This is a genomic window from Myxococcota bacterium (assembly GCA_035498015.1).
GTDB lineage: Bacteria > Myxococcota_A > UBA9160 > SZUA-336 > SZUA-336 > VGRW01.
This window is the reverse complement of sequence record DATKAO010000191.1, coordinates 1-21493: the sequence shown is the minus strand read 5'-3', so window position 1 is coordinate 21493 and position 21493 is coordinate 1. Positions and strand designations below refer to the sequence as shown.

General features: G+C 70.7%; 15 protein-coding genes. 6 read left to right on the top strand and 9 right to left on the bottom strand.

Annotation, left to right across the window (positions count from 1 at the left end; genetic code table 11):
- The first annotated feature begins 210 nt into the window (after positions 1–210).
- On the top strand, positions 211–645 hold the full coding sequence (locus tag VMR86_16830; protein ID HTO08714.1) for a hypothetical protein: 435 nt from the start codon (positions 211–213) through the stop codon (positions 643–645).
- On the opposite strand, the gene VMR86_16825 is transcribed toward VMR86_16830, so the two are convergent.
- Entirely contained in the window at positions 646–1257 is a 612-nt protein-coding gene (locus tag VMR86_16825) for a hypothetical protein (GenBank protein ID HTO08713.1), read from the bottom strand. It lies immediately after the preceding gene.
- A gap of 2 nt (positions 1258–1259) precedes the next feature.
- A complete protein-coding gene (locus tag VMR86_16820) occupies positions 1260–1907 on the bottom strand; it encodes a polysaccharide deacetylase family protein (GenBank protein ID HTO08712.1) in 648 nt (215 codons plus the stop codon).
- Between the two features lie 20 nt (positions 1908–1927).
- Here VMR86_16820 and VMR86_16815 point away from each other — a divergent pair, with 20 nt between their 5' ends.
- From VMR86_16815 to VMR86_16800, 4 genes are all read left to right on the top strand, one after another.
- Positions 1928–2554 (top strand): hypothetical protein, encoded by a 627-nt coding sequence (locus VMR86_16815; GenBank protein ID HTO08711.1) that lies wholly within the window; start codon positions 1928–1930, stop codon positions 2552–2554.
- Positions 2555–2594: 40 nt separating this feature from the next.
- On the top strand, positions 2595–5420 hold the full coding sequence (locus VMR86_16810) for a glycoside hydrolase family 38 C-terminal domain-containing protein (GenBank protein HTO08710.1): 2826 nt from the start codon (positions 2595–2597) through the stop codon (positions 5418–5420).
- 108 nt (positions 5421–5528) lie between these two features.
- Positions 5529–9113: an FG-GAP-like repeat-containing protein gene (locus VMR86_16805; GenBank protein ID HTO08709.1), complete on the top strand. Its 3585-nt coding sequence runs from the start codon at positions 5529–5531 to the stop codon at positions 9111–9113.
- A 67-nt stretch (positions 9114–9180) separates the two neighbouring features.
- On the top strand, positions 9181–9765 hold the full coding sequence (locus VMR86_16800; GenBank protein HTO08708.1) for a hypothetical protein: 585 nt from the start codon (positions 9181–9183) through the stop codon (positions 9763–9765).
- Positions 9766–9772: 7 nt separating this feature from the next.
- Here the strand turns inward: VMR86_16800 and VMR86_16795 are convergent, their stop codons facing one another.
- Genes VMR86_16795 through VMR86_16780 form a run of 4 tightly spaced genes read right to left on the bottom strand, consistent with a single transcriptional unit; the run spans position 9773 to position 14993 of the window.
- The gene (locus VMR86_16795; GenBank protein ID HTO08707.1) at positions 9773–10666 is read right to left on the bottom strand and encodes a transporter; all 894 of its coding nucleotides are present in this window, start codon (positions 10664–10666) and stop codon (positions 9773–9775) included.
- Positions 10666–12105 (bottom strand): hypothetical protein, encoded by a 1440-nt coding sequence (locus VMR86_16790; GenBank protein ID HTO08706.1) that lies wholly within the window; start codon positions 12103–12105, stop codon positions 10666–10668. Before VMR86_16790 ends, VMR86_16795 begins: the two co-directional genes overlap by 1 nt.
- Before the next feature lie 16 nt (positions 12106–12121).
- Positions 12122–13453: a hypothetical protein gene (locus VMR86_16785; GenBank protein ID HTO08705.1), complete on the bottom strand. Its 1332-nt coding sequence runs from the start codon at positions 13451–13453 to the stop codon at positions 12122–12124.
- A 22-nt stretch (positions 13454–13475) separates the two neighbouring features.
- A complete protein-coding gene (locus VMR86_16780) occupies positions 13476–14993 on the bottom strand; it encodes a radical SAM protein (protein ID HTO08704.1) in 1518 nt (505 codons plus the stop codon).
- An 82-nt stretch (positions 14994–15075) separates the two neighbouring features.
- On the opposite strand from VMR86_16780, the gene VMR86_16775 reads away from it, so the two are divergent.
- Complete coding sequence (locus tag VMR86_16775) at positions 15076–16332, top strand: hypothetical protein (protein HTO08703.1); 1257 nt, start codon at positions 15076–15078, stop codon at positions 16330–16332.
- Here the strand turns inward: VMR86_16775 and VMR86_16770 are convergent.
- The 3 genes from VMR86_16770 to VMR86_16760 form a co-directional block, all read right to left on the bottom strand.
- Positions 16290–19463: an AAA family ATPase gene (locus VMR86_16770; protein HTO08702.1), complete on the bottom strand. Its 3174-nt coding sequence runs from the start codon at positions 19461–19463 to the stop codon at positions 16290–16292. The two genes, VMR86_16775 and VMR86_16770, sit on opposite strands and share 43 nt — an antisense overlap.
- Before the next feature lie 52 nt (positions 19464–19515).
- The gene (locus tag VMR86_16765) at positions 19516–20367 is read right to left on the bottom strand and encodes an adenylate/guanylate cyclase domain-containing protein (protein HTO08701.1); all 852 of its coding nucleotides are present in this window, start codon (positions 20365–20367) and stop codon (positions 19516–19518) included.
- A gap of 63 nt (positions 20368–20430) precedes the next feature.
- Positions 20431–21493: YncE family protein (locus VMR86_16760; GenBank protein ID HTO08700.1), on the bottom strand; the 1063-nt coding region annotated here is incomplete at its 5' end.

Here is a 21493-nt window from a genome sequence, read left to right as displayed (position 1 = left end):
TGAGCAGCCGCCTGTGCGACACGCCGCGGTCGCTGATGAGCTCGTCTGGAACGATGCGATCCACACAGACCTGGAGGTTGCGAGTTGTGTTTGCCATGAGCGCATTCTCCGCCCGAGGCGACGACGTTTGTGACCGCACGAGGTGTGACTGACGCAGATCCCAAGTTGTCCACAGCTTCGGGCTCGGTCGTTTCGCCTACCCTGACTGACATGAAACGACTCACATGGCTCGCGGTTGCAGTGTTCGCAATGGCCGGCTGCGCGGGCATCACCGTCGAGAAGCAGGACGAGAAGAACAAGACCGATGGCCTGCACTTCTTTCGCCCTGCGCCGTATCTCTTCACGACGCTGGGCAAGGACGGCTGCCTGACGGAGATCGTGTATCTGCCCGACAAGAACGAAGAGTGGGTCGCGATCCCCCACCGCGGTCTCGGCACGGCGAAGTCGACCGTCGACCTGCAGGACGGCTGGAACCTGACCTCGCTGAACTCGGAGACCGACTCCAAGGTTCCCGAGACGATCGAGGCGCTCACCGGCGTGGCCAAGCTCGCGATCCCGGGAGCCGCGGCGGCCCAGCCCGGCGGGCCGGCCTGCGCCACGGGGCTGCGAGCGCTCGTGTGGAACGGCTCGAGCTGGGGCTTCTGACTACTGCCAGGGCAGGAGCCGTTTGCCCGTGGCGGGCACCAAGCGCTCGATCTCGGCCTGCGCTTGCGACGCCGGGGGCAGCTTTTCGAGGCCCAGGCGCTCGGCGAGGTGACTCCAGCTCTCGAGCTCCTTGGTGTGCGCGCCCGAGTCCGTGTGGATCTCGCGCGAGTACACGAGCAGGCGCCCCTCGAGCTCGCGCGCCGCGTCGCCGGGCTTCTTCGCAGCCGACCAGCGCTGGAGCTGGTCGAGCCGCAGCGATCCCTGGCGCCGCACCCGCGACAGCAGTGACTGCGCGGACTTCGAGAGCTTCGCCGTCTGCCAGGCCGCGTCCGAGGACCCCACCGCCAGCAGAGCCGGCCAGAGCGAGCGGTGCACCAGGGTCATCTTGCCCTTGAGCAGCTTCACTTGGAGGACCTCGGGTGAGTCTTCCAGCCCCTCGAGCGTCCAGTAGATGTCATTGGACTTCGGGTGCGACCACCACGAGCCGCGGATCGACTCACCCGCGACGATCGAGGCCACGCTCGGCAGGGCGGTGTCGGACTGCAGCAGCAGCCTCGTCTTGCGCAGCTCCGTGAGCGCCTGCTCGATCGCGGGCTTTGGGCCGGGCTTCACAGTCAGCGCAGGGGCAGTGAGGCCAGGGCGGCGGTGGGGCGGCCCTTGCGCAGCGGCACACACTCGGGCGGCAGATCGTGAACGACTTCGATCCCCTCGGCCTCGAGCGCGTCGAGAAACGCCGGCAGGCGCTTCATCGCTCCGGTCGCCAGGTCGTGCAGCACCACCAGTGACCAGTCGCGCGCGCGGACGTCGGCGAGACACACCTCGGGCCAGCCGTCGGGATTCTCCCAGTCTCTGGGCACGGAGTTCCACAGCACGCAGGTGTAGCCGCCGCGCGTGAGCCGCTCGAGGGCGTGGCGGCCGAGCAGGTTCTCGTCGATCACGCCGCCGCCGCCGAAGGGCCGGAAGAAGCGCTCGCCGCGCACCAGGTCGCCCAGCAGCTCCTCCATGCCGTCGATCTCGCGCCAGGCTTCGTCGGGGTCGTCGCGTACACCGAGCGGTGTCGCGTGGCTGAGGCTGTGGTTGCCGATGCGGTGGCCTTCGGCCTGGGCCCGCTCCACCAGCGCCCGCCCGCCCGGCCGCTCGAGCGCCTTGCCGACCACGAAGAAGCTGGCCGGCAGCCTGCGCTCGCGCAGCACGTCGAGGACCTCGGCGGTGACCGAGCTCGGGCCGTTGTCGAAGCTCAGCGTGACTCGCGGCGGCGCCATGAACGCTAGGATAGTGGAAGATGGTGCCCGAAGATTCCACCGCGCGCTGGATCGACCTGCTCTGCGCCCAGCGCGCGGGGCACCTGGAGCGCCTGCACGCGGTCGAGCGGCACACGGCCTTCACGGCGATCGGGCTCGCGGTCACGATCGCGGTCGGCGCCATGCTCGGGACCGAAGAGCTCTGGGACGCGTCCTTCCGGGACTCGCCGGCCGCGACCGGGGCCGGGCTGGCGGCCGTGGTGCTGTTCGCCGCGGCGTGCCTGCTCGTCGCGCTCGGGCTCCACCAGGAACGGCGCGGCCGCCGGGCCGCCATCGCCTGTCTCGATCGCGCGATTCCCGAGCTGGTCGCCGGCGGCGAGACCCACCCCGTGCTGTCGGCGGTCTCCGCGCGCATGCGCGAGATCGCGCCGCCGGGCGCCGATAGCGGCAGCGCGCCGTATCTGCCCTCGCAGCTCGACACCCGCTGGCTGGGCTCGCGCGCCTACACCAAGGTGTGTCTCGGCTGCGCGGCGCTCTTGCTCGCGGCGCTGCTGGCCGCCGCGGCGCTGACCTGGGCCGTGCCGACGGAGTCGAGCGAGGAAGACGACTACGGCAACTCCGCCGCGAACCATGGGCAGGTGCCGGTGCGCGGCCCCGAGGCCGGCTAGCCCGCGTCCGGTCCGGCTCGGCGCGTGCGAGAATCGCACGATGCCGCACCTGGTCGTCGTTCCGCATACCCACTGGGACCGCGAGTGGTACCGCACGCACGAGCAGTTCCGCGCGCGGCTCGTCGCGCTGCTCGACGCGCTCCTGCCGCTGCTCGAGCACGACCCCGAGTTCCGCTGCTTCAGCCTGGACGGCCAGACGATCGTGCTCGACGACTATCTCGCGGTGCGCCCGGACGAGCGCGCGCGCATCGAGACACTGGTGCGCGCCGGCCGGCTGGTGATCGGCCCGTGGACCGTCCTGCCCGACGAGTGGCTGGTCTCGGGCGAGGCGCTGGTGCGCAACCTGCGGCTCGGGCTCGCGCGCGGCGACGCCTTCGGCGGCGCCCAGCGGCTGGGCTACGTGCCCGACCAGTTCGGCCATGTGGGCCAGCTGCCGCAGATCTTCGCGGGCTTCGGCTTCGAGGGCGCGGTGCTGTGGCGCGGCGTGGGCGCCGACGTGGCCGAGACCTTGTTCCGCTGGGAGGCGCCGGACGGCTCGGCGGTCTTCGCCGGCTATCTCCCGAACGGGTATTTCAACGGCCAGCTCCTGCCGACCGAGCCTGCGGCGCTCGCGGCGCGGCTGGGGCGCGAGATCGAGCGCCTGGCGCCGTTCGCGAAGATTCCCACGCTGCTGGTCATGAACGGCAGTGACCACCAGACCCCGGAGGCCGGGCTGCCCCGGGCCTTGCGCGAGGCGGTGGGCAAGCTCGAGGGAGTCAGCGCCGAAGTCGGCACGTTGCTCGGCTACCTGACGCGCGCGCGGCGCGAGGCGCGCGCCGAGCTGCCCGTGCACCGCGGAGAGCTGCGCTCGGGCCTGCGCTCGCCGCTCCTGCCCGGCTGCGCGTCGGCGCGCATGCCGCAGAAACGCCGTGACTTCGCGAACGACAGCCTGCTCGTGCGCGCGCTCGAGCCGCTGTCGGCGTGGGTCGCGGCGCTCGGCGGCACGGCCGACCCGGGCACGATCGAGTTCGCCTGGCGCGTCGCGCTCGAGAATCACCCGCACGACTCGATCTGCGGCTGCTCGGTCGACGCCGTGCACCGGCAGATGGAGACGCGCTTCGACCGCGTGGCCGAGATCGCCGGCGAGGCGCTCGAGAAGGTGGGCCGGCAGTGGGTCGCGCGCGTGGCTCCGGCGCCGGGACGCGGCGCGACGGCGGGTGACCCGTTCGTGGTGTGGAACCCGAACGCGGCGGGCCCGGCGCTCATTGACGCGGAGCTCGAGCTCGACGTGCGCGGCGCGAAGACGGCGCACGTGCGTGACTCGTCGGGCCGGCGCATTCCGGCCGAGCTTTCGATCGTGGGCGCGGGCAGCTCGTGGGGCGGCTCGTTCCCGCGCGGGCTCGCGGAGTCGATCCTGCCCGCGATCGGCGGCGAGTTTCTCGGCTATCACGTGAACGAGGTGGCGGCCCAGCGCGAGGCGGAGCGGCTCCTGGTGCGCGCCCGGCTCGGCGCTTCGCCGCGCGGCGACCTCGACGTGGCCGCGACGAAGCTGCACCTGTCGCGCGCGCTCGCCGATCCGGCCGTCACCACGGTCGAGGTCGAGGCGCAGCGGCCGCCGCGCGTGCGGCTGCGCTTCGTGGACGACCTGCCGGGCCACGGCTTGCGCAGCTACCGCGTGTTCGGCGGGGCGATGAAGGCGCCGCCCGAGGACGCAGTGACCAGCGGCGCGAGCTGGATCGAGAACCGACACTGGCGCGTGTCGGCCGCCAGCGACGGACGCATCACCCTGCTGCGCCGCGCCGACGGAGTCACGATCGACGACGCGCTGCGCGTCGCTTCGGAGGGCGACCGGGGCGACGAGTACAACTTCGATCCCGTGCCCGACTCTGCGCCGGTCGAGCGGCCCGAGCGCGTGCGCATCCGCGTCGAGCGCGCCGGAACGGCCGCGGCCACGCTCGTGCTCGCCCTGACCTACCGCGTGCCCGAGTCACTCGCGCAAGACCGCGCGCGCCGCTCGGAGAGGAGCGTCGCCCTGCCCGTCTCGCTGCGCGTCCGACTGTCGGGCGCGCTCGACCGGATCGATCTCGAGGTGTCGTTGGACAACACCGCCCGCGACCACCGCCTGCGCCTGCTCGCGCGCGCGCCGTTCGCGGCCAGCCGTTTCCGTGTGGAGTCGGCCTTCGAGATCTCCGACCGCCCGATCGCGCCGCCCGCCGACGCGTTCGGCCCGGAGCGCCCCTCCGAGCTGCCGATCGGCGCGTGTCCGCAGCGGACGTTCGCGTCGCTGGCCGCGGGCGAGCGCGCGCTCTCGGTCGCCAACCGCGGCAACGCGGAAGCCGAGGCCGTCCCCGAGCCGGACGGCACCACCTCGCTGGCAGTCACGCTGCTGCGCGCGGTCGGCCACCTCTCGTGCGGTGACCTGCGCTTGCGCCGCGGTCACGCCGGCCCGCCGTTCGAGACACCCGACGCGCAGGTTCCCGGCCGCCACCGCGCCGAGCTCGCGCTGCGGCTCCACCCCGCCGACGATCCCGACTGGATCTCCGCGCTGCACCGCTTCGCCTACGCGCCCGTCGTTCTGGCCGGCGCCGGCGGCGAGGACGCGCCGCTCTCCGACGGTGCGCGCCTGCTCACGCTGGACGACCCCGAGGTCGTGGTCTCTGCGATCGAGCCCCGCCCCGACGGCAGCGCGATCGTGCGCATCTACGAGGCCGCCGGCCGCGCCCGCAGCGTCTCACTCGCCTGGAACGCCCCGGGTGACTGGACCTGGCAGGCGGTCGACCTGTCCGATCGATTCGACGAGCGGGCGAACCTGCGCAAGGACGGCGCGGCAATCATCGTCCCGCTTCGCGCCTGCGAGATTCGGACCCTGCGCGTGCGCCCCAAATGAGTCCGCGCTCATTTCCGAGTCGTTGGGTGCGACTGCACGAACTACTCATGGATCCGGGAGTGACCCGCGAGCGATATTGAGGTCGATTCCAAGAGGAGATCGACCTTGATGTTCCGCGCGCCGCTTCGAAGCTTCCTGTGTCTCGCGCTCCTGGTACTCGCCGCCGCGCCCGGCGCGCACGCGGGGCTCGGAGCCAGCCCGGCTGCCACGCTGAGCTACTCCGGAGCGGCCGCGCAGGTCTCGACCGGCGGTGACCTGAACGCCGACGGCTACAGCGACCTGGTCGTCGCGACTCGCACTCTGGTTCAGGTGTATCTCGGCTCGGCGACCGGCGTCCACACGACGCCTGACTGGCAGGTCACTGTTGCCGGCAACATCAGCAGCGCGACCGTTGCCGGCGACCTCAACGGCGACCACATCGACGATCTCGTGGTTGCGTCGGCGGGCTCCGTCAGCAATCCCGTGGCTCCCGGCCAGCTCTGGGTCTGGTTCGGTCGCACCGACCTGGCCACCGCTCCAGACGATCTGCCCGCCGATGCGTACGCGAGCATGGGCAACCTCGGGCCCCCGGGGTACTTTCCGTTGCTCGCGGCCTCCGTCTCGACGGCGGGTGACCTGAACGGAGACGGCCTCGCCGACCTCGTCGTAGGAGACCCCGGTGTCCTGGACCAGAACGGCCGTGTCTTCGTCTGGCTGGGCAGCCCGACGTTTGCGTTGTCGGCGAGCAATGGCATCGCGAGTCCGAGCTGGAGTGCGACCGTGCCCGGGAGCTCTCAGTTCGGCTGGTCCGTCTCGGGCGGAGGGGACGTCGACGGCGACGGACTGTCCGACCTCGTCGTCGGCGCTCCCGGCTACACCGGGCCGCTGTCCGGTCAGGGCGCGGTCTTCGTCTATCTCGGCTCCCCCACGTTCAGCTCACGGCCCAGCGGAACCTCGGCGGTCGCGGATCGCACGGAGCTCGGCGACGTGACCAGCGGCCGGCTCGGTGAGTCGGTGGTCGTCGCGGGCGACACCAACCTCGACGGCAGGGCCGACATCCTCGCGACGGGACGAGGTCACTTCCGATTGTTCGGCGGCACGGCGACCGGACCCGGCATGACTCACCTGTGGGCCGTGGACAAGACGGCGTCGCAGGGCATCCTGGTCGATGACCCGGTCTCTGCGGCGGACGTGAACGGCGACGGCCTCGCGGACCTCGTCCTCGCCTCACAGAACCCAGTGGGACAGGTCTACGTGTATTTCGGACATCCGATCACCGGCCCCAGCACTGCGGCGCCGGATGAGACACGCAGCAGCTCGATCAGCTTCCAGACGAACTGGGCGGCCGGCGTGGGCGACCTGAACGGCGACGGCTACGGCGACATCGCCACGTTCCAGACCGGCAGCACGGTCGCGGTGTATCAGGGCGGCGCCTATCTGCCCGCAGCCAGCGCCGGCTATGCGAGCTACGGGAGCACGGCTTCGGCGGCGTACGGGCTCGGGTTCAGCACCGGAGGAGACATCAATGGCGACGGCTACAGTGACTACGTCGCCGGCGAGCCGGACTACTCGAACGGCCAATCGGACGAGGGCCGTTTCCACGTCGTCTACGGCGGCTCGTGCGGGCCGGCCTGTGGCCCGGCGCTGAACGAGCCTCCGCCCGCGAGCTGGGAATCGAATCAGGCAGCTGCCCAGGAGGGCTGGAGCGTCGCGCTCGTGAACGACCTGAACGGCGATGGCTACGACGACGTCGTGGTCTCCACGCCGGGCTGGGACGACACCGTGAACAGTCTCACCGACGCCGGCCGCATCCAGGTGTTCCTGGGCTCCGCGGCCGGCCTGGCCGCGAGCCCGAGCTTCACCTTCGTGGGCACGGACGCCGGGGGCCAGCTCGGCTACACGCTGGCGGCCGCCGGCGACGTGAATGGCGACGGCCTCGGTGACTTCGTGGTCGGCGTGCCCAACGCCACCGTGAATTCCGTGACCCACGCCGGGAAGGTGCTCCTGTTCCTGGGCGCCGCGACGCCGCTCGGTGTGAATCCCACTCCCGCCTGGTCACAGGCCGGGACGGTCCCCAACGAGCTCTTCGGCCTCTCCATCGCCGGCGCCGGCGACGTGAACCGCGACGGCCTTTCGGACGTCGTGATCGGCGCGCTCAACGTGGGCCCTGGGAATCAGTGCGAGGCCTTGCTCTACATGGGGCAGGTCGGCGGGCTCGGAACGACTCCGCTGGTTCTCCCTGGCATCTTGTCGGGCGGTGACATCAACGCGGTCACCGTGGCCTCGGCCGGAGACATCGACGGCGATGGCTACGCGGATGTCGCGCTCGGTCAGCCCGAGTACTCGTCGTCTGCGGGCGTGGTCCAGGTCTTCTATGGCGAAATCCTCGCCACCACGCCTCCCGGCACTTTCTACTTCTCGCAGACCTTGTACGGGCCAGCCGGCAGCCGCTTCGGATCCGGCATCGGCGGCGGCGGCGACATGAACGGCGACGGGCTGGGCGACCTGTTGATCGGCTCCCAATGGACCACCGTGGGCGGAGTCTTTGCTGTGGGTCATGCGAGCCTCTATCTGGGTCCTCTCGAGGGGGGCATCTTCGACCCGCCGCCTTCTCCCGTGGCCGAGTACGGAGACACCACGGAGCAGTCCGACTTCGGCCGCAGCGTCGCGATCAACGCCGATCTCAACGGCGACGGCTTCCCGGACGTCATGATCAGCGCTTTCGGCGCCAGCTCCTCGGCGCCGCCACTCACTGACTCGGGCGGAGTATTCGTGCACTTCGGCAACGGCGGCCCCGGGGCGCCGCGGCCCAAGCTCATGCGCCACCAGGCGTCGCCGAACAATCCGATCGCTCTCCTGGGCGCGACGAAGCCCGAGGCCGAGGGCGGCTTCAACATCGTGAACACCTTCCGGAGCGCCGCGGGGCGCTCGCTCATGCGGGCGGAGGTCGAGACCAAGCCGATCGCCACGCCGTTCGACGGAACGGGACTCACCGGAGCCTCTACGCTCATCCTCACCGACCTCGCTGGAATCCCGATCGCCTCGCCGGCCAGCTGCAGCTATCTCGCGTCGTGCAAGTGGCGCCTGCGACTGCGTTCTCCCAACCCGTTCTTCCCGGACACACCGTGGTTCTCTCCGCCGGGCAACTCACAGAGCGAGCGCGACATACGCGGCGGGGCAGACACCGATGGCGACGCCGTGTCGGACGGCCTGGACAACTGCCCGACCATCTCCAACTCGGGGCAGGCCGACGCCGACGGCGACGGCGTGGGAGATGCGTGCGACAACTGCCTGAACGTGGCGAATCCGCGCGTTCCGGGCGGCTCGACCGCCTTCCTGGCCGCCAACCCCTGGGCCACGCTCACCGGCGGTCAGCGCGACGACGACCACGACGGCTTCGGCAACGTGTGCGACGGGGACTTCAACAACTCCGGCGGCAACGTGAACGCGGGCGACACGAGTCAGTACAAGCTGTCGGTCAACCACAATCGCGCGACCGATACCTGCGGTACCGGCAACGTCCGACCGTGTGCGATCTTCGATCTCGACCTCGGTCAGAACACCAACAACACGGCCAACATCAACGCGGCGGATACCGCGCGCTACAAGCTCCTGGTCAACTCGCCGGCCGGTCCGAAGTGCGCCGCGTGCACCGGAGCCGCGACCAACACGGCGCTGCCGTGCGAGGCCGGGCCCGACGGCACGTGTCAGTGAGTCCCCGTGGGCGGGGGGCTCACAGCCCCCCGCCCCACCGCGCCGAGACTTCGCGTACGATACGCGCATGTCGAGAATCGGCTTTGCCTGCTGGGTGATCGCTGCGAGCGTCAGTCTGTCCGCGACGGCGTGGGGCCAGAACTCCTCGATACAGCCGCTCACTCTCAACCTGAAGCTCTCGACCCAGGACGAGATCACGCCCGACTTCAAGACCGGCAAGGAGTCACTGGGCGCGAAGGACGAGTTCGGCCTCTGCTCGGGTGGCTTCGCGCCGGCCAAGGGTCAGGGCATCTATCTCGCTTCCGTGTGTGGCGCCTTCATCGGGGTCGAGATCGAGCTCTTCGATACGAACACCATGGAGCCCCTGGTCTCCATCGGCGCCATCGAGCTCGACACGACCTACGCGACTCAGACCACGAAGAACGGCGTACTCACCAAGGCCACGATGCCGATCACGCTTCTCCTGGGCTGCGGCGATCACGCGCTCGACGCCCAGCTGACCGGCGTCGCCGAGATCACCTTCGGTCCGGGCCTCTGCATCACCGGTCTCAACGCAAAGCTGGGCGGCGAGGGCACGCTCCGCGGGTCGAAGGTCGTCGTGCTGGGCACGTCGTCGGTCTCCGCCAAGAAATCGATCGTTCCGCCCCCGTGACCGGGGCTCACAGCCCCCCGCCCCACCGCACTTGCCATGCGGCGCCGATCGTGTCGAAGCGGCCGCCGGCGCGCGCCGAGACACCCGTGCTGCCGTACAGCTTGATCGAGTTGTATTTGTTCACGGGGATCGCGAGTGTCCCACCCAGGCGCGTGTTGCTCTGCAGACCGGTGGCCGGGTGGTCGTTCAGCTGCGTGCGGCCGCCCACGTAGTAGGTGAAGTCGAGCGAGCCCCAGATGCCCCTCCTGAACGCGTAGATGCCGTGGAGCTGGGCCGCGCCCAGGGGGCTCTGCTGGCGGTCGTTGCCGTGGAAGAAGTCGTGGTTCTCGGTGTAGAAGGTGCCCGCGACCGACAGCTCGAGGATGAACGGTGCCCAGCTCTTCGAGATACCGAGCTCGGGCTTGAACGACCAGCGGTGCGTGCCGATGTTGAGCAGCTTGTCGCCGTCGTACTGACTGAGCGGCACGGTCACGAGCAGGCTCGTACCGATGATCACGTCCTGCTCGTACTGGTCGAAGTCTTCGAGCGACAACGCCGGCGCCCCGTAGAAGTTCCAGGAGAAGCGCATCTGCGCGTCGCCGAAGCCGTCGACGTCGCGCGACTCGTGGACTGTCTGGCCCGGGAGCTGCGCGTCGGCCGCGCCGAGCGCCCCGGCGTAGGGCAGCACGAGCTCGAGCTTGGCCGCCTGTCCCAGCACGTCGAGCGAGCGCGCGTAGGCGAGAAAGCCCGTGTGCACCTGGACCTTCGCGTTCTGCAGCGGCAGGGACGCGTCGCTCGCCACGTCGCCGTTCTGGTAGGCGTAGCCCGCGATGGCGAAGTTCATGCCGACCGGCGTGTTGGAGTAGGCGCGCGGCTCCAGGCTCTGCGCGCGCGCCGAAGCGGCGCAGGCGAGCAGGCACACTACAAGCCAGCGAGATACTGGATCGCGCGCTGGCCGGGCATGAAGAAGTAGGCGCTGCCGCGCACGGTGATGAACTGCTCGAGCCCCGTGATGCGCTGATTCAGTGAGTCGCGCTGGATCACGAAGTCGCTCGCCTTGGCTGGCTGGTCGGGTGGCAGGCATGGATTCGAGAGCAGTGGGTCGGAGTCGTTGCCGAGGCCCGCGAACTTGCGCGAGTTCACCCAGGTCTGCTGGATGAACTCGTACTGGCGCTCGAGATCGGCCACGAAGCACAGGAAGTGTAGTCCGCGGCCGCCGTCGGGGTCTCGGGTGTCGCGGATCGCAGCGGGATCGGGGAAGGGATTCTCGAACACGCCCGCGAGCGCCGGCCCATAGGCCCGGCCGCGGCGCAGGATGCGCCGCTGCTTCGAGGTCTCGATCGACTTGGCCGGGTCGAGCTGTGGCACGGAGTCACGCGGGTTCGCGCGCCGGATGTGCGCGCCGATGGGACAGCCGAGCCCGTCGGGGTCGGCCGCGTAGAGGAACTCGTCGTTCTTGTTCGAGCGCGGGTCGGCGTCGGCCGCGGGATTGTTCGACCAGATGGTCATCGGCGATCCGTTGGGCCAACGGCCGACCATCTTCGAGGCCAGGCGGATCGCCTCCATGGGCTTGTCCTGGCTGTGTTTCAGCATGAAGCTCCAGAACGCGCGCACGTGCTGCTCGAGCTCGCGGAAGACGAGATAGCTGCCGTTGCGGCCGAAGTCACCGTTGGGCAGCACGTGACCGCCACGCCCGCCCGCCGACACGTGCGGGCTCAGGGGAATCCGGCCTGCTTCGTTCAAGTAACCCAAGATGAACTCGCCGGGCGCGACGATGTTGTGCGGGAGCTGATGCTCCTCGCCCTTGCCGTGACCCCGGAGGAACGGGTTGGCGATGCCGTCGTCGAAGCCGAAGTGCTCCTTCAGGTGAGGCCGGCCGCTCGCGCGCAGGTTCACGGGCTCGGGCAGCGGCAGTGACTTCCATCCGTCCAGATGCTGCAGGAGCTCGCGCGCGCGCGCGGACGCGTCCTTCAGCGAGTACACGAGCAGGACCGCGTGGGGCACGTCGGGCAGGCCCCAGTGCCACTGGTCCGGCGCGTTCCCTCCCACGTCGCCCAGCACGCGCGCGCGCATCGCTCCCTTCATGCCCTCCTGGAAGGGGCGCGAGAAGCCGGCGAGCACCTCGTCATCGACGCCGAGCGCCTTCAGCCCCTCGGCCGTGAAGGCGATCTGCGCCGCCGGGTCGGGGTCCGGGTCGTGCTCGCCGAAGGTGATCGGGAGCTCGGCGAGCTGCCGACCCGCGCGCGCGCGATCGTTTGGGTCCTTCACCCAGAGCAGGTGGAAAGAGGCCCCGTGCTTCGGGTAGGCGGCGAACAGGAGTGACTGGACGTCGTCGCTCTCGACCTTGGGCACGACTAACATGGCGCCTCTCCCGTCGCTAGATGTTGCAGAGCCATTCGCGTGTCTCGAGCCGGTTGCGCGCCTCGCCCAGGCGAGGGTCCTGGAGCCCGCCCACCAGCTCGCTGTTGCGGTTGATCTCTTCGACCGAGAGCTGCGGGTACGCGCTGTAGAACACCGACGGCGCGACCTGGTGGCGCCGCGCGAACTGCTTGAAGCACGGGCCGTCTTCGGCGCCGCCCCACAAGAGGAAGCGCGTGGGCGGGAAGCCGACGCTCTGCGACCAGATCGCGCTCATGGGACCCGCAGCGTGCAAGGTGAACGAGTCGAGATAGCTCGCCCAGCTCCCGTCGTAGTTGCTCACGAACACGAGCCGGCTGCCTTTCTCGATCACGTGCCAGTGCGCGAAGTGGATCGTGGGCACCCCGTCGAGCAGGCCGCGCGTGAAGTGGAAGCGCGCGCGGAAGTGTGAGCCCGCGAGCACGAGCCGCTGCAGCCCGCGCCGCAGGGGCGAGCGCGCGATCAGCGTGATCGCCGTGAGCTGGTTCTGCTCCCAGCGATCCTCGAACCTGGCGTGCAGCTTCTCGCGCCGGTCGTCCTGCTCACTCTGCTGCGCCTGACTCTGCGCGGCCCGCTGCGCCGCGACCTGGTCGGCTTCGTTCTGCTCGAGCAGCCGCAGCCAGAAGGCCACGTACACGCCAGGAGCGATCAGCCACGGATGCGCGACCAAAAGGAACGCCGCCAGGATCAAGAGGCCGGCGGTCACCAGCCAGAAGATGACCTCCCGCCACACGCGGTGTGACTCCGTGTTCTTCGCCGACCGCGGCCCGCCCCAGCCCGTGGTGTCGACCTGCTTGCGCAGCTCGTGCCACACGAGCACCGGATCGAGCTCGGGATCGAGCGCGCACGCCGCCTGGCGGATCTGCTGGCTGCGCTGCTGCTCCTGGTGGATCTGCTCGACGGTCCGGCCCACCGCGCCCACGAAGAAGGCGCTCGGCCGGCTGCGCTTCGCCTTCAGGAAGTTGCAGATGCGCGTGGCCGGGTCCCCGCCTTGCGCCGCGAAGCCTTCGCACTCGGAGAAGATCGTCTCGAGCGGCCCGGCGGCGTGGGACACCAGCTCGTCGAGGTGCGCGTCGAGCTCGCCGTCGAACTCGGTGGAGAAGAGCAGACACGCGGGGATGGGGGTGCCGTCGGGCGCGAGGTCGGCCTCGGACAGCGCGAAGCGCGCGAAGTGCACGGACCTCATGTGCGCGAACGGGATCGGCCCGCTCTGCGCGCCGTCCTGCCAGACACTCGCCTGGACCTGGTCGAACAGCGCCTGCAGGGGCTTCCCGGCCGGCGACGGCGCCAGCAGCGGAACCACCACCGTCAACGTGTCCTGTCGCGGGAGCCGGCTAGGCAGATGCACGGGCGGCGCTCCCCAGTCTCGGAGTCAGGTCGTCGCGCGAGAGCAGCTCGGCGTAGCGGCCCAAAAGGTGCCGCGCGCGCGCGCGGTAGAAGTCGGGGAGTGTGTCGGACCTTCCCTCGTGGAAGTCGCGGAAGGCCGGGTCGTGGCGCAAGCGCTCGAGGATGGCGCGGAACTCAGCCAGCAAGAGCCGCACGTTGAACACGCGCAGCGCGTTGAAGGCGTGGTAGATGCCCGAGCTCGCGCGCGTGCGCGCACACAGCGAGCGCGCCGAAGCCAGGTGCGAGAACAGCGCGATCAGCTGCTCGTAGAAGCGCTCCGCGCTGTAGTGCGCGAGCGTCGTGACCAGGTAGGGCGTGTAGTAGAAGCAGAAAGGCATGCCAGTCAGTATGCGCCCTTCGCCGAGATAGCGGTCGAACAAAGGCGTGCCGCCGAACGGGGTGGGCACGTTGAAGTTCGGCCAGACGCGCGGCAGGCGGTCCATGAACGCCTTGCCCAGCTCCACGGGCTGGTCGCCCTGGTCGGAGTCCACGCCGAACAGGAAGTTCGCCTGCATGCCGCCCACGTACTCTCCGATCAGCTCGAAGTGGCGCACCACGTCTTCGAGCTTCTCGCGCGCGCACGTCTGGCGCGAGACACCGGCCTTGTTCGAGTAGTCACTCCACGACTCCACGCCCGGCGCCACGTACATGCAGTTCGTGTCGCGCAGGCGGCGCAGGCGGTCTTCGCGCAGCACGGAGAGCGAGCTCTGGATCACGTAGGGATTGCAGCGCGCCGCGGGCCGGCGCTCGATCACGTCGAGCACCTGGTCGAACTTCACGGCGAAGTTCGGATCGTGGAAGGGAATCAGCGCGCGCGGGAAGCGGGTCGAGATGAACTCCAGGTCACCGTCGAGCTGGTCGAGCGGAGTGAGTCGGTAGGGATTGTCCCAGTCGGTGCAGAAGTCACACGCGTACGGACAGCCCAGGCTCGCGAGCAGCGGCACGAAGCTCGTGCTCGTGGCCCGGCCGTGCAGGAAGTGCGCGGCCGCGATCTCGGGCGCGCGCGCCTCGACCGGCGGCAGCGCGCGCAGCGGGCGCGGGCTCGACAGGACCTGTCCGCGCGGGAGGTCGCGCAACAGCTCCTCGATCAGCGTCCGGTCACACTCGCGCACCACCACGTCGAAGAAGCGCGCGCCGTCGTCCGGGAAGCTGCGCGCGTGGGGGCCGCCCAGCACCGTGAGCGCGCCGCGCGCCCGGAACAGCTTGGCGAGCGCCGCGCCCAGGCTGCTCGCGCTCGTGTAGCAGGACAGGAACACCACATCGAGGTCCTCGGGCAGCAGAGTGACGGGGTCGGCCTGGCCCCAGTAGGTCGCGTAGTGGGTCTCGTGACCCAGGCTGCGGCACCAGTAGCTGACCGCTTGGGGCATGATCGAGGCGTAGTGGCGGCTGATGAAACGGCCGTAGAGCCGCGTCGGGAGCGCCCGCCCGCCGTCCGCGATCAAGAGCTCGAGAATCCCTACTCTCACGGAACGACTCACCGTGTAGGATGTGTCTTAGTCCCGGGCGCCGCCCGAAGCAAGCGCGATCTTTCGGGGCGGCAGGAGCCGCATGGACGAGCTGATCCGGATCCTGAAGCGCTACGCCGCCCGGTTTCGCGACGTAGTCACGGGCGAGCGCGTGCGCCGCGCGCTCTACGGGGTCCTGCGGCGCTGGTTCCCGGTCTTGCGCATCCGCAACACCGTCTGGGTGTCCGGTCTGGAGGACGTGAGGGACGTGCTGGGCAGGCCCGACGACTTCAGCGTGCGCGCCTACGGCGTGCGCATGCGCGAGACGGCGGGCGACTTCCTGCTGGGTCACGACGACGCGCAGCATGCCGAGGACCGCGCCCTGGCGCAGCGGGTCATGCACGAGATCGACGAGGCGGGGCCGGGCCGCGTGCACGAGCTCGCGCTCGCGCTGGCCGGGAAGGTGATCGAGGCGCGGATCGCCGCCGGCGACCACCTGGACGTGGTGAAGGACCTGGCGGACACGATCCCCGTGGCCGTGGCGAGTGACTACTTCGGCATTCCCGACCCCGGGGGCCGCCGGCTGCTCGAGTGGGTGCAGGACATGTCCTGGTACATCTTCAACCCGCTCGCGAGCGACGCCGACCGCGAGCGCGGGATCCGCGCGGGGCGACAGCTGCGCGAGCACGTGTATCGCAGCACGCACGTGCACCGGCCCGAGAGCCCGACCGCCAATGTGCTCGACGGCCTGATCCTCTCGCGCGCGGACGTCGACGTGGTGGTGCGCACCTTGTGCGGCTTGATCGCGGGCTCACTCGGTCCGCCGCCTCGTCAGTTCGTGAAGGCGGTCGACCACCTGCTCGATCTCGAAGGCGCGGCCCGCGCCAAGCTGCACGACGCCGCGGTCGCGGGCAACGCCACCGCCGTGGGTCAGTTCGTGCGCGAGGCGAGCCGGCTCGCGCCGGACCCGAGTCTCTTGTACCGCACGTGCGAGCGACACACGAGCCTGGGCGAGCACGCGCTCGAGCCGGGGCGCATCGTGGTGTGTCTGATCGAGTCGGCGCTGCTCGACGAGCGCGCGATCCAGCGCCCGCTCGATCTGCGCATCGACCGGCAGGCCGGCGAGCAGATGATGTTCGGCTACGGCCCGCACGCGTGTCTGGGCGAGGGCATGGGCATGGAGCTCCTGATGGGCATGGCCCTGCCCCTGTTCGCCCTGCCCGGGCTGCGCCGCGCCGACGGCGCTGCGGGCCGGGTACAAGCGGGTGAGCTGGGCACGTACCCGGCCCAGAACTACCCGCAGCACCTCATGGTGACCTACGAGCCCAAGCCCGCGAGCTCGAGAGCGATCGGCACGTAGCCGCGCAGGCCCATGGCGCGCAGCGGGCCCACCGCGGCCTCGGCGCACGCGCTGGCCGCCGCATCGTCGCCGCGCGCGTGCAGACACTCGGCGAGACACAGCTCGTTGAGCAGCGCGTCGCGCGGGCTGCCCTTCTCTTCCGCGTGCTGGCGCCCGAGCTCGAGCGCCTGCTCCGCGGCGGCCCAGTTGCCGCGCCGCGCCTCGCACAGCGCGAGCGCGCGCAGGGCCTGCGCGTGACCGACCCGGTCGCGCACGGCGCTGCGCTCGAGCGAGCGCCGGGCGTAGTGCTCGCCGCGCTCGAGATCGCCGGTGCGCGCGCAGGCCTCGGCGGCGCACGCGAGATACAGCGACAGTCCCAGCCCCGTGCCCGCCGCCTCCATCTCGCGCATGCCGCGCTCCAGGCCCGCGATGCCGCTCGCGTCGCCCCGCCCGATGAAGCGGCACCAGCCCTCGAGCGCCACCGCCATGGCGTGGTTCGGCGGCGCGCCGATCGTGCTCGCGATCTCGCGCCCGAGCGCCGTGTACTCCAGACACTTCTCCCATTCGCCCGCGTAGCCCGCGGCGATCGCGCGCACCTGGTTGAGCGACGACAGGGCCGAGGTGTGACCCAGCGGGTCGATGATGGAGAAGGCCTCGTCCATGACCCGAGCGCTGGCCGCGAGGTCGCCGCGGTCGGCGTGCACCAGACCGATGTACGCCAGCGCGTACGCCATGCCGATGCTCTGCCAGCGCTCCGGCAGCGCCTTCCGGCGCAGGGCGATGCCGCGCTCCAGGTGTTCGAGCGCGGCCCCGTACTCGACGTCGTTCGCCAGGTTCTGGCCCAGGTTGACCAGAAGCTGCGAGAGCATGCGCGGGTCACTCGGAGCGGCGTGCTCGAGACAGCGCTCGAAGCGCGGAATCGCCAGCGCGGAGTTGCCCATCGTGTAGTGCAGCCAGCCGATGAAGTACTCGCAGCGCAGCTCGCGCAGCGGGTCGCCGATCTCGCGCGCGAGCTGCTGCGCCTGCTCGAGCGCCTCGATCTGACCGGCCGACGGGCCGTACCAGCCCGCCTGGGTCCAGCGGAAGGTCAGGTCGATGCGTTTCTGACAGCGCTCGAGCGTCCGCTCGCTGCCGGCCAGGATGCTCACCGCGCGCGCGTAGTGACCGCGCGCGGCCTCCATGGCGAACGAGCGCGCGGCCTTGTGGCCGGCGGACTCGAGATAGAACACTGCCTTGCCCCAGTCCTCGCCCTGCGAGAAGTGGTGCGCGAGCTCCTCGAAGTGGGCTTCGAGGCGGGCGCCGGCGAAGTGCTCCTCGAGCGCGCGGCCCACCGCGTCGTGCAGCGCAGCGCGGTCGCGGCGCAGCAGCATCTGGTACGCCACGTCGCGAGTGAGTCCGTGCTCGAACTGGTAGGCCGTGTCGTCCGCGCGCTTCAGCGAGCGCAGGAGCTGGGCGTCTTCGAGCTGGTGCAGGCAGGTGGAGAGGTCGTCGGCCGGGTCGAGCCGGCGCAGGACCGCCAGCGAGAACTGCGTGCCCAGCACCGAAGCCTCGCGCAGCACGGCCACGCTGCGCCGGTCGAGCCGATCGATGCGCGCGCGCAGCGTGCCCTCGACCGAGTCGAGCGCGAGGAGTGACTCGGCCAGCTCGGCGGGCTGCTTGCCCGAGACCGCGCGGCACAGCTCCTCGATGAAGAACGGGTTCCCGCCCGTGCGCTCCTGGATCCGGCGCCGCCACGGCCCGGGAAGCCCGCCTTGACCCACGAGCGCGTCGATCAGCGTCCCGGCCTCGTCGGGCAAGAGGGGCGCCAGGTCGACCGAAATCGAGCGCCGGGCCCAGGCGGGCCGGAAGTGGCGCCGGTAGTTCACCGCGAACAGGATGGGCAGTGACTCGCTGCGGCCCAGCAGGTTCGCGAGCGCGAGCTCGGACGCGGGATCGGCCCAGTGCCAGTCCTCGAGCAACAGCACCACCGGCCGGCTGCGCGCGAGCGCGGCCAACAGGTCGGTGAGCGCGTCGAGGATCTCGCCGCGCAGCGCCTCGCCCTGCTGACTGGCCCCGAGCGGGTGCTCGCTCGAGCGCAGCGAGAGCAGGTGGAGAAATGCCGCGACGCGCCGCTCGAGCTCGGGTCCGAGCGCGCGCAGGCGAGTCACCGCGTCGAGCACGGTCTGCTCGTGCGAAGCCTCGGCGCTCAGGTCGAGCGCATCGCGCAGGAGCTGCACGAACGGCGCGTAGGGCTCGATGCTGCCGAACGCCTCGCAGCGCGCGCGGTAGGCGGCGAAAGCGTGGTCGGCGGCCAGTGTCTGGAACTCGTGGAACAGCCGGCTCTTGCCCACGCCGGCTTCGCCCGCCACGGTGACCAGCCCGCCCTGCCCGCGCGAGAGCGCTTCGAGCGCGCCGCGAAACAGACCCCGCTCCTGAACGCGCCCGACCAGCTGCGAGAGACCGCGGCGCTGGGCGACCTCGAAGCGCGTGCGCGCCACCCGGCCGCGCACGCGGTGCACGCGCAGCGGCTCGGCCTTGCCGCGCAGCTGCACGTCGCCCACGAGCTCGGTCGCGAAGTACGGCTCGATCGCCTGGAAGGTCTCTGGGCCGACCACGATCTCGTCGCGCCCCGCGATGCCCGCGAGCCGGGCGCCCGTGTTGATGGCGTCGCCCGTGACTCCGAACACGCCCTCGCGCCGGTCGCGGCGCTGTGCGAGCACCACGCCCGTGTTCACCGCGGTGTGCAGCGCCAGCAGCCGGCGCGTGCGCGGCTCGAGCTCGGCCGCCAGCCCGCGCATGAACTCGTGCAGCGCGAGCGCGGCAGTCACCGCGCGCACGGGGTCCTCGTCGTGCGCGAGCGGCACGCCGAAGAGCGCCATGACCTGGTCGCCCACGAACTGATTCACGGTGCCGCCGTGAGACTCGAGGATGCGCGTCGCGCCGTCCTTGATCTCTGCCATGACGACGGCCACGTCCTCGGGGTCGAGCAGCTCGTTCAGCTCGGTGTAGCCGCTGAGATCCGCGAACAGCACCGTGGCCGTGCGCCGTTCCGCGTCCGAGATGCGCATCGGCGCGCGCGCCGCTCCCAGCTGCCCGCCGCAGCTCGGGCAGAAGCGCGCTCCAGCAGGCGCGGCCTCGGAGCACTCGGGACAGACCACGGTCGGGGGGGCCATGGGTTCGCCTTGGCTGGGCAGTGTATACCCGGCGCGGGGCCGGGTCACTCGCTCAGCGCCGCAGCGCGAAGATCGGGCGCGAGCCCGACAGGCCCTTCAGCTCGAAGTCACCGCGGTGGTCGAGCAGCAGTCCTGACCCGTCGAGCAGGTCGCGCGTGGTGCCCGACACGAAGACCTCGCCCGCGCCCGCGAGTGAGGCCACGCGTGCGGCGGTGTGCACGCCCAGGCCGCGCGCCTGGCCGCCCACGATCTCGACTTCGCTGGTGTGCACGCCCACGCGCACCCGCAGGCCGAGGTCCGCGACCGCGCCGTCCATCAGCGCGGCTGCGCTGACTGCGCGCGCCGCGCCGTCGAACAGCGCGAGAAAGCCGTCGCCCGCCGCGTCGATCTCGCGCCCGCGAAAGCGGTCGATCGCGCTGCGGATGCGCACGTTGTGCTCGCGCAGGACGCGCGCCCACTCGTGGTCACCCACCCGCTCGAGCGTGCCGGTCGAGCCCACGATGTCGCTGAAGAGGATCGTCGCGAGCACGCGCTCGCCCAGGTCGTGCGGCGAGAGGCCGAACGCGTGGGCGCTGGTGAACTCGACCGAGTCCCACGGCAGGTCGCCCACGACCCAGGCGTCGTGACCCGGCGGAATCTCGTAGGCGTCGCCCGGCGCGATCGTGAGCTCGGTGCCATCGTCCATGCGCACCTGGAGTGAGCCCGAAATGGTGTAGCCCAGGTGCCGGTGACCGCAGGAGCGCGTGCCGGCGATCGGCCCCACGTCCTTCGACCACTGCCAACCGGGCTGGAACACGAAGCGCCCGATCGCCACCTCGTCGAGCGAGACCACCTGCAGCAGACCCATGGGAAAGGTCCGGACCTGATCGGGCTTCCCGAAGCTCTTCCGTTGCAAGCGGGGCATCGCGCCACGATCCTGAGGCGTGGGTTCCGCGCTTGCAACAGGAGAACGGCCCGGGTCCGAGACTCAGTCCGACTGCACCTGGGCGGGGGCGCCGACGTCGCTGGCGCTGCCCGGCGCGATCACGAGATAGCGCCGCGGCGCGGGGGTTCCGGCCTGAACGATCTGGCGGATCGGCCCGGTGGCGTTCACGATCGCGCCGCCCGCCGGGTTGGTCGTGAAGCTCGCGAGCGCCTCGAGCTTCCCCGAGCCGTCGGCCGCGCTCGACAGCGCCAGCACGTAGGGGCGCTTGGGCTCGAGCCCGGTCACGGCGAGCTGCAGCACCTGGATCAGGCCCTGGTCGAAGAGCGCTCCGCTGGTTGGAGCGGGAGTGTCGGGCGCGGCTCTCTTGCCCGCCGGCCGCAGCACGAAGTGAGTCGCCTGGCCCGCCAGGCCGAGCGGCTCGAGACCGTCGGTGCCCGCGCCCTGGGGCACCGCGTCCGGCACGTAGCAGAGCGCCTGGGGTGCCTGCCCGATCGGAACGCTGGCCATCACCCGGTTGGTCGCGGTGTCGATGGCGACGAGCTGGTCGTCGTTCTCGAGGCCCACGTACATGCGCGAGCCGTCGCCCGAGGGCCAGAGACCGTGCGGCAGCTTGCCGACCGGAATCGTGGCCACCTTCGCGAAGTCGGACGTGCGGAACACCTGCAGCTCGTTCGGCCCGCCCACGGTCACGTAGGCCAGGATCCCCTGACTCGTGCGCGCGAAGTTCACATGATTCGTGATCGGCCCGGTGTCGATCGTCTTGCGCACCGCGAACGGTGGCTTCGCGTCGAAGACCTGCACCTTGCCCGTGTCTTTCAGCGTGAACCAGACCTGCGCGCCGTCGGGCGTCGCGGCCAGGTTCGGGCAGAACGGGCTCGCCTGCTCGACTCGACCCACCTCCTGGTGGTCGGCGACCGACACGACGATGGTCTTCGGCGTGAACGACGAGCACACGTAGCCGTACTTGCCGTCGGGCGAGAAGGCCGGCATGCCAGGGCCGTTGGGCGTGGGGACTCGCAGCTTCTCTTCGTAAGTCGCGGCATCGATCACCGACACGTAGCTCTCGCCGCGCACCGTGACCCACACTTCCTTGCCGTCGGGCGAG